This window comes from Thioclava sediminum (assembly GCF_002020355.1).
Lineage (GTDB): Bacteria > Pseudomonadota > Alphaproteobacteria > Rhodobacterales > Rhodobacteraceae > Thioclava > Thioclava sediminum.
The window spans coordinates 881,199-896,035 of record NZ_MPZV01000002.1 but is presented as its reverse complement, the minus strand read 5'-3'; the positions used below and the strand labels follow the sequence as shown (position 1 = coordinate 896,035).

General features: G+C 64.6%; 17 protein-coding genes. 14 read left to right on the top strand and 3 right to left on the bottom strand.

Annotated features, from left to right (window positions below):
- Positions 1-73 precede the first annotated feature (73 nt).
- The 4 genes from BMI91_RS11645 (at position 74) to BMI91_RS11630 (ending at position 6,691) form a co-directional block, all read left to right on the top strand.
- Complete coding sequence (locus BMI91_RS11645) at positions 74-1,390, top strand: amidase (protein WP_078605007.1); 1,317 nt, start codon at positions 74-76, stop codon at positions 1,388-1,390.
- A gap of 120 nt (positions 1,391-1,510) precedes the next feature.
- Positions 1,511-2,689, top strand: coding sequence for an aminotransferase class I/II-fold pyridoxal phosphate-dependent enzyme (locus tag BMI91_RS11640; RefSeq protein WP_078605006.1), 1,179 nt, complete (start codon positions 1,511-1,513; stop codon positions 2,687-2,689).
- A gap of 12 nt (positions 2,690-2,701) precedes the next feature.
- Positions 2,702-5,866, top strand: a complete 3,165-nt coding sequence (locus BMI91_RS11635) for a DNA translocase FtsK (protein WP_078605005.1) — start codon at positions 2,702-2,704, stop codon at positions 5,864-5,866.
- A gap of 228 nt (positions 5,867-6,094) precedes the next feature.
- Positions 6,095-6,691: a LolA family protein gene (locus tag BMI91_RS11630; protein WP_078542610.1), complete on the top strand. Its 597-nt coding sequence runs from the start codon at positions 6,095-6,097 to the stop codon at positions 6,689-6,691.
- A 4-nt stretch (positions 6,692-6,695) separates the two neighbouring features.
- Here BMI91_RS11630 and BMI91_RS11625 read toward each other — a convergent pair whose 3' ends face one another.
- Positions 6,696-7,274: a transglycosylase SLT domain-containing protein gene (locus BMI91_RS11625; RefSeq protein WP_078542536.1), complete on the bottom strand. Its 579-nt coding sequence runs from the start codon at positions 7,272-7,274 to the stop codon at positions 6,696-6,698.
- Between the two features lie 190 nt (positions 7,275-7,464).
- Here BMI91_RS11625 and hspQ point away from each other — a divergent pair, with 190 nt between their 5' ends.
- Positions 7,465-7,791 (top strand): heat shock protein HspQ, encoded by a 327-nt coding sequence (gene hspQ / locus BMI91_RS11620; RefSeq protein WP_078542537.1) that lies wholly within the window; start codon positions 7,465-7,467, stop codon positions 7,789-7,791.
- A gap of 48 nt (positions 7,792-7,839) precedes the next feature.
- Here the strand turns inward: hspQ and BMI91_RS11615 are convergent, their stop codons facing one another.
- The gene (locus BMI91_RS11615) at positions 7,840-8,283 is read right to left on the bottom strand and encodes an ATP-binding protein (protein WP_158522144.1); all 444 of its coding nucleotides are present in this window, start codon (positions 8,281-8,283) and stop codon (positions 7,840-7,842) included.
- A 64-nt stretch (positions 8,284-8,347) separates the two neighbouring features.
- Positions 8,348-8,692, bottom strand: a complete 345-nt coding sequence (locus tag BMI91_RS11610; protein WP_078605003.1) for an STAS domain-containing protein — start codon at positions 8,690-8,692, stop codon at positions 8,348-8,350.
- 87 nt (positions 8,693-8,779) lie between these two features.
- Between BMI91_RS11610 and BMI91_RS11605 the strand changes: the two genes are divergently transcribed.
- From BMI91_RS11605 to rnc, 9 genes are all read left to right on the top strand, one after another.
- On the top strand, positions 8,780-9,958 hold the full coding sequence (locus BMI91_RS11605; protein WP_078605002.1) for a thiolase family protein: 1,179 nt from the start codon (positions 8,780-8,782) through the stop codon (positions 9,956-9,958).
- The gene (locus tag BMI91_RS11600; protein WP_078605001.1) at positions 9,955-10,407 is read left to right on the top strand and encodes a GAF domain-containing protein; all 453 of its coding nucleotides are present in this window, start codon (positions 9,955-9,957) and stop codon (positions 10,405-10,407) included. Before BMI91_RS11605 ends, BMI91_RS11600 begins: the two co-directional genes overlap by 4 nt.
- Before the next feature lie 7 nt (positions 10,408-10,414).
- Complete coding sequence (locus BMI91_RS11595; RefSeq protein ID WP_078605000.1) at positions 10,415-10,795, top strand: GFA family protein; 381 nt, start codon at positions 10,415-10,417, stop codon at positions 10,793-10,795.
- A gap of 39 nt (positions 10,796-10,834) precedes the next feature.
- Positions 10,835-11,482 carry an RluA family pseudouridine synthase gene (locus BMI91_RS11590; protein WP_078542542.1) on the top strand — a complete coding sequence of 216 codons (648 nt, stop codon included), beginning with the start codon at positions 10,835-10,837 and terminating at the stop codon, positions 11,480-11,482.
- Between the two features lie 76 nt (positions 11,483-11,558).
- Complete coding sequence (locus tag BMI91_RS11585) at positions 11,559-12,302, top strand: pyridoxine 5'-phosphate synthase (protein WP_078600872.1); 744 nt, start codon at positions 11,559-11,561, stop codon at positions 12,300-12,302.
- Positions 12,299-12,757 (top strand): hypothetical protein, encoded by a 459-nt coding sequence (locus BMI91_RS20180; RefSeq protein WP_078604999.1) that lies wholly within the window; start codon positions 12,299-12,301, stop codon positions 12,755-12,757. The genes BMI91_RS11585 and BMI91_RS20180 overlap by 4 nt, the downstream gene beginning before the upstream one ends.
- Positions 12,754-13,155, top strand: coding sequence for a holo-ACP synthase (gene acpS / locus BMI91_RS11575; RefSeq protein WP_078542544.1), 402 nt, complete (start codon positions 12,754-12,756; stop codon positions 13,153-13,155). Before BMI91_RS20180 ends, acpS begins: the two co-directional genes overlap by 4 nt.
- Positions 13,156-13,211: 56 nt before the next feature.
- Positions 13,212-13,997, top strand: coding sequence for a signal peptidase I (gene lepB, locus BMI91_RS11570; protein WP_093477024.1), 786 nt, complete (start codon positions 13,212-13,214; stop codon positions 13,995-13,997).
- Positions 13,994-14,686, top strand: a complete 693-nt coding sequence (gene rnc, locus BMI91_RS11565; protein ID WP_078604998.1) for a ribonuclease III — start codon at positions 13,994-13,996, stop codon at positions 14,684-14,686. Before lepB ends, rnc begins: the two co-directional genes overlap by 4 nt.
- The last annotated feature ends 151 nt before the right edge of the window (positions 14,687-14,837 follow it).

The following is a 14,837-nucleotide window of genomic DNA, read 5'->3' as shown; positions in this document are numbered from 1 at the left end:
TATGGCGCTGGAAGCGGGATTGTCCATGCGCGGGACTGTCGCTAGCGTGGCGGAAAGAACGAAGGAGGCGGGCATGGAATGGCGGTTGGCAGGGGCTGCGGAACAAGGGCGGGCAATTGCTGCCGGTCAGCTCGATCCGGTGGAGCAGACCGAGGCCTATCTGGAGGCGGCTGAAGCGTCCGAAGACATCTATGCGCGGCTCACGCCGCAGCGGGCGCGCGACGAGGCGATGGCCGCGCATCAGCGCGCCAAGCAGGGAACCAGACGCGGGATGCTCGACGGGGTCGCGCTGTCTTGGAAGGATCTCTACGACACCGCCGGGGTCGCGACCGAGGCGGGCTCGCGACTGTTGGCCGGGCGTGTGCCCGAGCGCGACGCGGATGTGCTGATCGAGGCCACGCTGGGCGGCTCGGTTTGTCTGGGCAAGACGCATATGACCGAACTGGCCTTCTCCGGGCTTGGCGTGAACCCGATGACCGCGACGCCGCCGAATATCCATGATCCCGAACTCGCGCCGGGCGGTTCGTCCTCGGGCGCGGCGCTGTCGGTGGCGCGCGGCTTGGCGGCTGCGGCGATTGGCTCGGACACGGGCGGCTCGGTGCGCATTCCGGCGGCGTGGAACGATCTCGTGGGGCTGAAGACCACGCATGGGCGGATCACGACGAAAGGCGTCGTGCCGCTGTGCCGGACCTTCGACACGGTCGGGCCGATCACCCGCAATGTCGAGGATGCCGCGCATGTGCTGGCGCTTCTGGAGCGGCGCAGCGCGCCCGATCTGCGTGACGCGAGCCTCAAGGGGAAGCGGCTTCTGGTGCTGGAAGGGCTGCCCTTTGAAGGCACGCGCGAAAAGCCGGTGCAGGGCTTCGAGCGGGCCGTCGACGCCTTCGGCAAGGCGGGCGCGGTGATCGAGCGGCGGGGCCTGCCGATGGTGCGCCCGGCGATGGATCTTTCCGGTGTTCTCTTCGCCCCCGAAGCCTATGGCGAATGGAAGCACGAGATCGAAGCCGCGCCCGAGAAGATGTTCGCGGCGATCCTCGAGCGGTTCCGCAGCGGGCGCGACGCGCTGGCCTCGGATTACGCGAAAGGCTGGCACGAACTGGCGGGCTATCGCGCCGCCTATCTGGAGGCGACCGCGGAATATGACGCCGTTCTGGTGCCGACCTCGCCGATCCTGCCGCCCGATGTGCGCCGCCTTCTCAGCGACAAGGCCTATTTCCACGAGGAGAACGTGCTCGCGCTGCGCAACACCCGGATCGGCAACGTGCTGGGGCTGTGCGCGCTCAACCTTCCGACGGGCATCCCAAGCTGCGGGATTTCGCTGATGGCGCCGCCGATGACGGAGGATCGGTTGCTTCGTTTGGGCATGGCCGCCGAATCGTCGCTGGCCTGAAAACCACATTTCTTGTGGTCAACCCGCTCTGGAGCTTGTCTTTTTCTGGACGAAACGGCGGAGCTTTTGTAACCTCGTCGGCAATAAGGGGCGACATAGACCCCATTCGATGAGGCACAGATGGACTTTCCCGAGCGGTTTTCGAACCTGCCCGAATACGCATTTCCGCGTTTGCGCGCGCTGCTCGATTCGCATGAACCGGGCGGCGACGTCTTGGCCATGTCCATTGGCGAGCCGCGCCACCCCATGCCCGAGTTCGTCGGCGATGTGATCGCGCAAAGCCTTGGAGAGTTTGGAAAATATCCCGCAAATGACGGCACGCCCGAATTGTTGGACGCGATCTCGGGCTGGCTGAAGCGGCGCTATTCGGTCGAGATCGGACCCGAGCGGATCATGGCGCTCAACGGCACCCGCGAGGGTCTCTACAACGCCGCGATGGCGCTTTCGCCCGAGACGAAACGCGGCAAAACGCCCGTGATCGCGATCCCGAACCCGTTCTATCAGGTCTATGCGGTGGCGGCGGCAGCCGTCGGCGCGGAGCCGGTTTTCGTGCCCGCGGGCGCTGATACGGGGTTTTTGCCTAATTATTCGGCACTTGCGCCCGAGGTGCTGGACCGCATCACCGTGGCCTATCTGTGCTCGCCCTCGAACCCGCAGGGCGCGGTCGCGAGACGCGATTATCTGGCCGATCTGCTGCATCTGGCCGAGAAGCACGATTTCATCGTCTTCGCCGACGAGTGCTATTCCGAGATCTGGCGCGAGGCCCCGCCGCCCGGTGCGGCACAGGTCGCCGCCGAAGAGGGCATCGACCCCGAGCGCGTGGTGATTTTCCATTCGCTCTCGAAGCGGTCGAACCTGCCGGGGCTGCGCTCGGGCTTCCTCGCCGCCGGGCCGCAAAGCATCAAACATATCCGTCGCCTGCGCGCCTATGCCGGCGCGCCGCTGCCGCAGCCGTTGCAGCGCGTGGCCGAGCGCGCTTGGGCGGATGAGGCCCATGTCACGGAAAATCGTCGCCTCTACGCCGAGAAATACGAGATCGCGGGACAGATCTTCGATGGCGTCAATGGCTTCCAGCTGCCGCAGGGCGGCTTCTTCCTCTGGCTTCCCGTCGAAGACGGGGAGGCGGCGGCGCTCAAGCTTTGGACAGAGACCGGCATTCGCGTGCTGCCGGGCGCCTATCTCGCGCGCGAGGTGAACGGGGAAAACCCCGGCCAGAAATATATCAGAGTGGCTCTGGTCGCTCCAAAAGCAGAAACGCAGCGCGGGCTGATGCAGCTCCGCGACTGCCTATACGGTTGAGGACGGTAGGTTATGGCATCTTATCAGGTTCGACAGCGCGATCCGCTTTTCGATCAGGACACGCAAGCCGTTCTGGAACGGCGTGGCAAAGAGTTGGTAGGGGGGCTGCTGGTCGTCTTCGGCCTGCTCGCCGCGATGATGCTTTTCTCCTATCACCCCGAAGATCCAAGCTGGATGGCAGCCTCGGATGAGCCGGTGCAGAACTGGCTGGGCCGGATCGGTGCCGGGATCGCCTCGCCTCTCTTCGTGATCGTAGGCCACGGCGCGTGGCTGCTGCCCGCGGCGCTGGTGGCCTGGGGGCTGCGCATGATCACCCATCGCGGCGAAGAGCGTCTCGTGTCGCGGATGATCTTCTTCCCGATCGCCGTGGCCGTCGCCGCCGTTTACGCGGCCCTTCTGGTGCCGGGCGATCAATGGGGTCAGGCCTTCGGCCTCGGCGGGCATTTCGGTGACATGATCGCGGGCGCGATGCTGGGGATCGTCCCGATCTCTGGCGTTGTCGGGCTGAAGCTTCTGTCGCTGGTCCTCGCCGCGGCAATGCTGGCCATGGCGACCTTCGTTCTCGGCTTCACGAAGCCCGAGCTGCAAGCGATTACGCGCTTCATGTGGCTGGGCACGGTCGCAATTTACGTTGGTGCGATGAACCTTCTGGGACGCGGGGCTTCGGCCTCGGTTACGGGGGCTCGCTCGGCGGCAGAGCGGGCACGTCAGCGCCGCGCGGAAGCGGCCGAACGCGCCGCAGAGCTGGCAGCTTGGGAAGAGCAGCAGGCCTATGCCCCGCATGACTGGGCGCCCGAGGTCGAAGCGGCCCCGGCGGCACGCCCGTCCTTCCTGTCGCGCATCCGTCGTCCGGTGGAACCCGATTACGATCCCTATGATGCCTCGCCCGAACTGTTCGAGACCGAGCCCTATTGGGACGACCAAGCGCAGCCCGCAGCGCCGTCCGAGGATCGCATTCGCGCCCGGATCAGCCAAGCGGTGCAGAACCGCAAGTCGGCGCCGATCGTGGCCGATTACGCGCCCGAGCCTGAGGCCCCGCTGCATCACGATATGCCCGAGACCTTCGCCGACCCCGAGCCGGAGCCGCCGCGTCCTTCGGCCTCGGTGCTGGCCGCCGTCGCCAAGCGCCTCGCGCGCGCACCGCGCCAGCCGCAGGTCGTGCATCAGGAACCGCCGCTGCGGGCCGAGCCGCAACTGCGCGCCGAGCCGCCGCTCAAGGCCAAACCGCGCTTCATGCCGGGCTTCGGCGCGCCTGCCGCTGCCGCCGAGCATGCGCCCGAAATGGCCTATGACGGTGCCGACGAGCCGCAGATGACGGCGGCTGAGCAGGTCGCGCAGGGTTATGACTACGCGGACGATGACAGCCGCGACTGGACCCACCCGGATTACGAAGGCTTCGAGGCCGATTCCCGCGACATGCGCACCGAGCATTTCTACGCAGGCGAGCCGCACTCCTTCGACGAAACGGGTGCTGCGCAATGGATCGAGGAAGACGTGGTGCCGGAAATCCCGGCCTCCGCACGCGGTCTCGACCGTCAGGTGATCAAGCAGCCCGAGCCGAAGCGCGTCGTGCAGCCTGCGGCGAAACCCGCAGCCCCCTCGCGTCGTGCGATCGAAGAGGCGCAGCCGAAGATGGCTTTCGAAAAGCCGAAAACCGCGCCCTTCGAGATGCCGCCGCTGTCGCTGCTGACCAACCCCACGACGATCCAGCGTCACCAGCTTTCCGACGAGGCGTTGGAAGAGAACGCGCGGATGCTCGAGACCGTGCTCGACGATTACGGCGTGAAGGGCGAGATCGTCTCGGTCCGCCCCGGCCCCGTCGTCACGATGTATGAGCTCGAGCCCGCGCCGGGTCTGAAAGCCAGCCGTGTGATCGGTCTGGCCGACGATATCGCCCGCTCGATGTCGGCGCTGTCGGCGCGCGTTTCGACCGTGCCGGGCCGCTCGGTGATCGGCATCGAACTGCCCAACGATCACCGCGAGAAGGTCGTGCTGCGCGAGATCCTCTCGGCGCGCGATTTCGACGACAAGAACATCAAGCTGCCGCTGGCTCTGGGCAAGACCATCGGCGGCGAGCCGATCGTCACCAACCTCGCCAAGATGCCTCACCTGCTGATCGCGGGGACGACTGGCTCGGGTAAGTCGGTGGCGATCAACACGATGATCCTGTCGCTGCTCTACCGTCTGACGCCGGAAGAGTGCCGCCTGATCATGATCGACCCGAAGATGCTCGAACTCTCCGTCTATGACGGCATTCCGCATCTGCTGTCGCCGGTTGTGACCGACCCGAAGAAGGCGGTTGTCGCCCTGAAATGGGTCGTCTCGGAGATGGAAGAGCGCTATCGCAAGATGTCCAAGATGGGCGTGCGCAACATCGAGGGCTACAACGGTCGCGTGAAGGAAAGCCTTGAGAAAGGCGAGATGTTCAAGCGCACCGTGCAGACCGGCTTCGACGAGGAAACCGGCGAGCCGATCTTCGAGACGGATGAATTCCAGCCCGAGCCTTTCCCCTATATCGTCGTCATCGTCGACGAGATGGCCGACCTGATGATGGTCGCAGGGAAAGAGATCGAGGCCTGCATCCAGCGTCTGGCGCAGATGGCGCGGGCCTCGGGGATTCACCTGATCATGGCCACGCAGCGCCCCTCGGTCGATGTCATCACCGGCACGATCAAGGCGAACTTCCCGACCCGGATCTCCTTCCAGGTTACATCGAAGATCGACAGCCGCACCATTCTGGGCGAGCAGGGCGCCGAGCAGCTTCTGGGCATGGGCGACATGCTCTACATGGCGGGCGGCGGCAAGATCACCCGTTGCCACGGGCCGTTCGTGTCCGACGAGGAAGTCGAAGAAATCGTCAACCACCTCAAGAGCTTCGGTCCGCCGGAATACATGTCGGGCGTGGTCGAAGGCCCCGATGACGACACGGCGAGCGATATTGACGCGGTGCTCGGCCTCAACACCGGTGGCAATACTGGCGGTGAGGATGCGCTCTACGATCAGGCGGTGGGCATCGTGATAAAGGATCGCAAATGCTCGACCTCCTACATCCAGCGCAAGCTGGGCATCGGCTATAACAAGGCCGCGCGCCTCGTGGAGCAGATGGAGGATCAGGGCATCGTGTCCTCGGCCAACCATGTCGGTAAACGCGAAATCCTCGTGCCCGAGCAGCAGTAAGCCGGTCACAATCAGAAATGCGATGCGCCCCGGGGAGACCTCGGGGCGCTTTGCGTTTCAGGGGCCCCTTACTCGGGACGACCGCCGGGCGCAGTGATCCGATACGGGGGCGCTGTTATTGAATGACATCCCCTGTTAGGCGCAAATGCGCTCAAGACGGACCCGCAGCGCGATTGGCGCGTTACGGCGGGACTTCCGCTTTCGCAAGGAGTGCCTAAATCTATGGTCATGAAACAGATCCGCATCCTGCTCGCCGCGATCTTCACGCTGGCGCTCGCCCTTCCGGCCTCGGCCGGGAAAGTCTCGCTGAATCAGATATCGTCCTATCTGAACTCGCTGACCTCCGCTTCGGCGGATTTCACGCAGGTCAATTCGGACGGGTCGATCTCGACCGGCAAGCTGTTCATCAAGCGGCCCGGTCGGGCGCGCTTTCAGTACAATAACGACAAGACGTTGGTGCTGGCCTCGGCCAACCGGGTTGCGGTGTTCGATCCCAAATCGAACCAGCCGCCGGAGCAATATCCGCTGGTGAAGACGCCGCTGAACCTGATCCTCGGGCGCAATATCGACCTGAATCGTAACGGTATGGTCGTGGGCTACACGACGGACGGGCCGAAGACGATCGTCACCGCGCAGGATCCGCAGCATCCCGAATACGGCAATATTCAGCTGGTCTTCACCGACGGGCCGGTCGAGCTACGCCAGTGGGTGATCACCAACCAGTCGGGCGAGAAGACCACGACGATCCTGAACAACCTGCAAAAGGGCGGCAACTTCGCCACGTCGATGTTCTCCATCGATCAGGCGTTGGCCCAGCGGCGCTGATTTCTCAGCGCCGGCAGGATTGCAGTTGGATTTCGTACATCTGCGCGCGGGATGCGACGCGGTCGGCCACGGCGAGAAGCCAGGATTTCGACCGGTGTGACCCGCGCGAGTAGCCACCGCGCCCTTCGTGATAGGCCAGATACTGGTTGCGCGCGTCGGCCTTGGAGATGCCGAGCTTCTTCTGCGTGCCGTCCATGTACCAGCCCATGAAGTCGGTGGCATCCGAGATGCGGTTGCGCCTTGCACCGAAGCGATGGGTATCTTCGCGATACTCGTCCCAGGTGCCGTCCAGCGCTTGGCTGTAGCCATAGGCGGAGCTCTGGCGGCCCAGCGGGATGATCCCGAGCGCGAAGCGCTGCGGCGTCTTCGCATTGCCGTCGAACTTGCTTTCCTGGTGGATCGTGGCCATCTGCACGGCGACCGGCACGCCCCAGCGTGCCTCCGTCCGGCGCATGGCGTTGAAGTATTGCGGGCGTTCTTTGATGATCGCGCAGGCGTCATCAAGATTGCGCGGGGGCTTGGACGGTCCGCCTCCGCAGGCGGCCACCGCAAGCACTACGCCGAGGGCGAGGTATTTCTTCATAGCTGCTCTTCTTTGCTCTGACGGCCTTGTTTTTTGTCAGTCTATGCGTAATTGGCCCGTTCGAAAACCGGGAAACGCACAGGATCAGCGGACTGTCGCGACGAATCGGACAATCTGTTTCCGGCGGAAATGAGGCGAAAACGTGGACCTGAGCGGTTTCACGATTTAGAATTAAGGTATGAGGATAGATATGCATACCACGCACGCGAAATATCACATCGGCCAAGTGGTGCGACATCGCAACCACCCGTTCCGCGGGGTGGTGTTCGATGTCGATGCGATCTTCTCCAACTCGCAGGAATGGTATGACGCAATCCCCGAGGAGTCGCGCCCGTCCAAGGATCAGCCCTATTACCACCTGCTCGCAGAGAACGACGAGAGCTATTACGTGGCCTATGTGTCCGAGCAGAACCTCGTTGCGGATTTCTCCGGCGAACCGGTGAGCCATCCCGATCTCGAGGACCTCTTCGGCGAATTCGGTAACGGGTCGTATCAGCTGCAATTCCAACTGAACTGAACTGAACCGCGCCGCCCACGGTGCAAGGCTGCGGGTCGGGCAGGGGCCCTATCCCGCCCGTCGAATTTCGATCGGGTCTAGCGGCATGCGGAAGGCGAGCAGATTGCGCCCCTGCTCGCGGTGGTATCCCAGATCAGTCGCAAGATCGCGGATCAGGAACCAGCCGAAACCACCTTCGGGCAGGCTGGTCGGGTCAGGCCGCTCCGGGTCGCGGTCTTCCAGATCGAGGCAGGCCGGAGGCAGCGCGGCCCCGTCGTCGCTGACCGAGCAGGTGAGCCCCTTACCGTCGCGCGCGATGGAGAGCGAGATCGTGCCTTTGCCGCTATCGCCGTAGCCATGCTCGACGATGTTGTTGAGGATTTCTGCGAGAATCAATTCCAGCGTCCCGGCCTCTTCCTCGGTCATCAGACGGATGAAACGCGCCACGGCAGCCCGCAGCGCGTCACGCACCGCGATCGGTGTCGCCGCGAAGCTGAGGTTGAAGACCCGCACTTCCGCCTGCTGCGGGTGCGGGGTTGGGCGCGGGGTGCTGGGGGGTGATTTCGGTCTGACACGCTCACGCATATTTCCGGCCCTCCCCCAGCGCGGCTTCGAGGTTGGCGTGGATCGGCAGCACCGAATCCATCCGGGTCAGGCGAAAAACCTTTGCGACATTCGGCGTCAGCCCGCAAAGCTCGAGCTGGCGGTTTGGCGCGAGCGATTTCATCACCGCCACCACCGCGCCCAGCCCGGAACTGTCGAGAAATTCCACCTTCGAGAGGTCCAGCAGCACCCGCGCCGCCGGTTGCACGGTCACATCGCGCATTCTTTCCTTGAACCGGATCGCGATGGCAGCATCCAGCCGCGCTTCGGCCAGATGGACGACAAGCGCGCCTTCCAGCGCTTCGGCAGTGAGGTTCATATCCGACTCCCACGGTTGATCTGACGGGAAGGCTAGACGGCAATGCTTACCATTCGGTATCCGTGGGACAGAATTTTGGAGGGTATCATGGAAAACGTGGTGATCGTCGGAGCCTCGCGCACGCCGATGGGCGGAATGCAGGGCGTGTTTGCAGGTGTGCCTGCGTCGGAACTGGGCGGGACCGCCATCAAGGCGGCGATGGAAGGTGCGGGCGTTGCGCCTGCGCGGATCGAGGAAGTTCTGATGGGCTGCGTGCTGCCCGCAGGTCAGGGGCAGGCGCCCGCGCGGCAGGCAGGCTTCGCGGCGGGCCTTGGCGAGGAGGTGCCCGCGACGACGCTGAACAAGATGTGCGGCTCGGGCATGAAAGCGGCGATGGTGGCCTATGACCAGATCGCGCTCGGCCAGACCGGGGTGATGGTCGCGGGCGGCATGGAGAGCATGACCAACGCGCCCTACATGCTGCCGAAGATGCGCGCGGGGGCACGGTTGGGCCACGCTCAGGCGCTCGATCACATGTTTCTCGACGGGCTGGAGGATGCCTATGACAAGGGGCGTCTTATGGGCACCTTTGCCGAGGATTGCGCGCAGGCGTTCCAATTCACCCGCGAGGCGCAGGACGAATACGCGGTGGCGTCGCTGAACCGGGCCGTTGCAGCGGACAAATCCGGGGCCTTCGCCGACGAGATCGCGCCGGTGACCGTGAAGACCCGCAAGGGCGAAACCGTGGTCGCGATTGACGAGCAGCCGGGTAATGCGCGCCCCGACAAGATCCCGCATCTCAAACCCGCCTTCCGCAAGGACGGCACGGTGACGGCGGCGAATTCGTCCTCGATCTCGGACGGCGCGGCGGCGCTGGTGCTGGCCTCGGAGGCTGCGGCGAAGGCCGAGGGCCTGCCGATCCGCGCCCGCATTCTGGGCCATGCGAGCCATGCGCAGGCGCCCGCCGATTTCCCGACGGCGCCGGTTCCGGCGGCGGAGAAGCTGCTGAAGAAGCTCGGCTGGACGGTCGATGACGTCGATCTGTGGGAAGTCAACGAGGCCTTCGCGGTCGTGCCGATGGCCTTCATGCACAAGCTGGGCATTTCGCATGACAAGGTGAACGTGAATGGCGGCGCCTGTGCGCTTGGCCATCCGATCGGGGCGTCGGGCGCGCGGATCATCGTGACGCTGCTCAACGCGCTGGAAAAGGCCGATCTCAAGCGCGGCGTGGCTGCGATCTGTATCGGTGGGGGCGAGGGCACGGCCATCGCGATCGAACGGGTATGAGTGTGGATTACGACGATCTGGCAAAACGCATCGCTGCGCTGACCGAGGGTGAAACCGACGAGGTCGCGCTGATGGCGACGCTCGCCTGCGAAATCCATCATGCGGATGACCGCTTCGACTGGACCGGGTTCTACCGGGTGACCGAGCCGGAACTGCTGAAGATCGGCCCCTATCAGGGTGGGCATGGTTGCCTCGTGATCCCGTTTTCGCGCGGGGTCTGCGGGGCGGCGGCGCGCGAAGGGCGCACGCAGCTGGTGCCCGATGTTGAGGCCTTCCCCGGTCATATCGCCTGCGCAAGTTCCACCCGCTCGGAACTGGTGATCCCGGTCCATGCAAAGCGCGGTGTCATCGCGGTGCTCGATATCGACAGCGACCAGCCCGATGCCTTCACCGAAGAGGATGCCGCGGCTCTGGAAGCGATTCTGAAAGACGTGTTCGGACATTTGTGAGGAAGCCATGAAACATACCGGCGGGTGCCTCTGCGGGGCGGTCAGCTACGAGGTCGAGGGCGAGATGCGGCCCGTGCTGGCCTGCCATTGCAGCCAATGCCGCAAAACCTCCGGCCATATCTGGGCCTCGTCGCAGATCGATGACCATCAGCTTGTGCTGATCAACCGCGACGGTCTGCGCTGGTATCGTTCCTCGGAAACGGCGGAGCGGGGCTTTTGCCAATTCTGCGGCAGCTCCCTGTTCTGGCGGCTGGACGGGGAGGGGCGCATCTCGATCGCGGCGGGCACGCTCGACCTGCCGACGGGGCTTTCGATGGCGGAGCACATCTTCGTGGCCTATAAGGGCGATTACTACGAGATCGAGCCGGGGCCGCCGCAATCGCCCTGAGGCTTGACCCGACAGGCGGCGCAGTGCATCTCGCAGCCCATGAGTTACGTCTATGACCCGCCACAGGAGGCCCCGCGCATCCTTCATGCCGATCACGAAATCCTCGTGGTCGACAAACAGGCGGGGTTGCTGTCCGTGCCGGGCAAAGGGCCGGACAAGGCGGATTGCCTGATTGCGCGGCTGCGGGGGATTTACCCCGAGGTGCTGCTGGTCCACCGGCTCGATACCGATACGTCTGGCGTGATGGTCTTCGCGCTGACGCCCCATGCGCAGCGCCATCTTGGCCTGCAATTCGAGAAACGCCAGACGAAGAAAGCCTATCAGGCGCGGCTCTGGGGGGAACTGGCCGAGAAGGAAGGCCGGGTCGATCTGCCGCTGTGTGTCGACTGGCCGAACCGTCCGCGCCAGCATGTCGATCACGAGAACGGCCGCCCCGCTCAGACCGATTGGCGGGTGATGCGCCATGAGGACGGCACGACGCGGGTGCGGCTGATGCCGATCACTGGGCGTAGCCACCAGCTGCGGGTGCATATGGCGGAGCTTGGCCATCCGATCCTCGGCGATCCGCTGTATGCCGAAGGCCCGGCGCAGGCGTTCGAGCGCCTGATGCTCCATGCCGAAACCCTGCGCTTTCGCCATCCAGATGGCGGCATGCATATGACCTTCACCGCGCCGGTCCCGTTCTGAAACCGATACAATCGCAGGTCTTTTCCCCGCCTGCGCGCGCAGGCATACTCCTGCGAGACTTATTGCGGAGAGCCCGATGCCCAAACCTTTGCGCCTTGGTGTGAATATCGATCACGTGGCCACCGTGCGGAATGCCCGCGGCGCGGCCTATCCTGACCCGCTGCGCGCCGCGCGTCTGGCCGAGCAGGCGGGCGCCGACGGGATCACCGCGCATCTGCGCGAAGACCGCCGCCATATCCGCGACGCCGATATCGACGCGCTGCGTGGCGGGCTCGACATCCCGCTGAATTTCGAGATGGCCGCGACGCCCGAGATGCAGGAGATCGCGCTGCGCCATCTGCCCCATGCCTGCTGCATCGTGCCGGAAAAGCGCGAAGAGGTGACGACCGAAGGCGGCCTCGACGTCGCGGGCGATCTGTCGCGGCTGACCGATTACGTGGGGCCGCTCGTCGAGGCGGGCATCCGCGTGTCGATGTTCATCGGCCATGATCCGGCACAGATCGAGGCGTCTGCCAAGATCGGCGCGCAGGTGATCGAGCTGCATACGGGCCATTTCTGCGACATGCATTACGCGGGCGATTTCGCCGCGCGCGACGCCGAGCTGGAGGCGCTGAAAGCAGGGGCCGCCTATGCCGACAGCCTCGGTCTGGAGGTGCACGCGGGCCACGGTCTGACCTATGAGACGGTCGAGCCGATCGCCGAGATGAAGCAGATCCGTGAGTTGAACATCGGCCATTTCCTGATCTCAGAGGCGATCTTCGTGGGGCTCGGTCCCGCGATCGTGCATATGCGCAAGCTGATGGATGCGGCGCGCGGATGAAGCTGCGCGGCGTCATGCTGACCGGCGCGTTGCTGGGCGCGGCTTGCGCGGCGCAGGCAGGTCCGGCCTATGTCGGGTCCTGCGATTTCGCTGCGCGCGCCGACAATATCGTCGAGCCTTGGTCGGAAAATACCGCGACTTTCGCCAATGGCGCGGTGCGGCTGGCGCTGATGGACACGATCGAGCCGGCTGCGGCGGCGTTCCATATTCTCGTCCTGTCGCCCCCCTTTGACGAGGTCGGCGGGCGGCAATGCCGGGTCATCTCGGCTGCAAAGGACACCGGCTTCGGCGGGGTCGATTTCGCGGCGCTCTCGGCCAGCTACGATCCCGCGACCGGGTTGAGCCTCATGCTGCCGGTTTCCACCTATGACGGCACGGGTGACCCAATGTCGCATCAGTTGCACATGACGCTCAATCAGGCGACCGGCGTAATCGCCACCGAGGTCGCCCCATGATCCTCGGCATCGGCACCGATCTCGCGAATATCGAGCGGATCGAGCGCACGCTCGAACGCTTTGGCGACCGCTTCCGCAATCGGGTCTTCACCGAGACCGAGCAGCGCAAGGCCGAGCGTCGGAAGGATGTGGCGGGCACCTATGCCAAGCGCTGGGCGGCGAAAGAGGCCTGTTCCAAAGCGCTTGGGACCGGGTTGCGCATGGGCATCGCATGGAAGGATATGGCGGTCACGAATCTGCCAACGGGACAGCCGGTGATGCAGGTCACGGGCTGGGCGGCGGACCGGCTTAAGGAAATGACACCAGAGGGTTACGAGGCCGTCATCCATGTGACGCTGACCGATGACCACCCCTGGGCGCAGGCCTTCGTCGTGATCGAGGCCCGCAAGCTTTCTTGACTCGGGCGCGAGGCCGCGTATTGAGGCCAAGGAATTTTGAGGCAGGGTAAGAGATAATGGCGAAGAACAAGGCCGAGGGCGGTATCCTCGACACGATCAAGACGATTGTCTGGGCACTGGTGATCGCGGGGGTGTTCCGCACGCTGTTCTTCCAGCCCTTCTGGATTCCCTCCGGCTCGATGAAGGACACGCTGCTGATCGGCGACTTCCTCTTCGTGAACAAGATGGCCTATGGCTATTCGCGTTACTCCTGCCCGTTCTCGGCCTGCCCCTTCGACGGGCGCCTGCTGGCCAGCGACCCCGAGCGCGGCGATGTGGTGGTGTTCCGTCACCCGACCAAGAACGTCGATTTCATCAAGCGTCTGATCGGCCTGCCGGGCGACAAGATCCAGATGATCAACGGCGTGTTGCAGATCAACGGCAAGGCCGTCGAGATGAAGCCCGAGCCCGATTTCGAGGAAGTCATGCAGCCGCAGGGCCCGCAGGGGCTGTTGCCGCGCTGCTCGAACTCGCCGGTCGGCATGGGCGATACCTGCATCAAGAAGCGCTATGCCGAGACGCTGCCCAATGGCGTCACGCATGACATTCTGCAGATCAACAATGACGGCCCCGTGGACAACACGCCCGTCTACACCGTGCCCGAGGGCATGTATTTCTTCATGGGCGACAACCGCGACAACTCCGAGGACAGCCGCTTCCCGCAATCGGTGGGCGGTCTCGGCTTCGTTCCGAAAGAGAACCTGATCGGCCGGGCCGACCGGGTGATGTTCTCCTCGGCGGGTCGCTCGCTGTTCTACTTCTGGACCTGGCGTCCGGATCGGTTCTTCAAGGCGATCAATTGAAGCTAAGCGCGGAGATCAAGGCATTCGAGCAGCGCCTCGGGCACAAGTTCAAACGGCCCGAGCTGCTCGCGCGCGCGCTGACGCATAGCTCGATCTCCACGCCGACCCGGCCCGACAACCAGCGGCTGGAATTTCTGGGCGACCGCGTTTTGGGCCTCGTGATGGCCGAGGCGCTGTTCCTGGGCGATCGTGCCGCTTCCGAGGGGCAGATGGCGCCGCGCTTCAACGCGCTCGTGCGCAAGGAAGCCTGCGCCGATATCGCCCGCAAGATCGACCTCGGTGCGGTGCTCAAGCTCGGCCGGTCCGAGATGATGACCGGCGGGCGGCGCAAGCTGGCGTTGCTGGGCGACGCGATGGAGGCGGTGATCGCCGCGGTCTATCTCGATGGCGGGTTCGACGCGGCGAAGGTACTGATCCTGCGGCTTTGGGAAGATCGGCTCGACAGTGTCGAGGAAGACGCCCGCGACCCGAAAACCGCGCTGCAGGAATGGGCGCAGGCACGCGGCCTGCCGCCACCGCGCTACGAGATCATCCATCGCGACGGTCCCGATCACGCCCCCAATTTCACCATCGAGGTACGTCTGGAAAACGGCGCGCGCGAAACGGCGAAGGCCGGATCGAAGCGTCAAGGCGAGATGACGGCGGCGAAGTCGCTGCTGAAGCGCTTGGAAGACGGCGCCGAGGGCTGAGCCAAGGCCCGGATCAGCCGCGAAGCGGCCCGGGCAGCGCCCGACCGCCCCCTCGGGCGGGCGCTTTCGACACCATCGCGCGCGGACAGCTCTTGCGGATTTTGCCCGGTTAAGCGCAGACCACAAAGGTATTCCGCCCACCCGGCGGTCA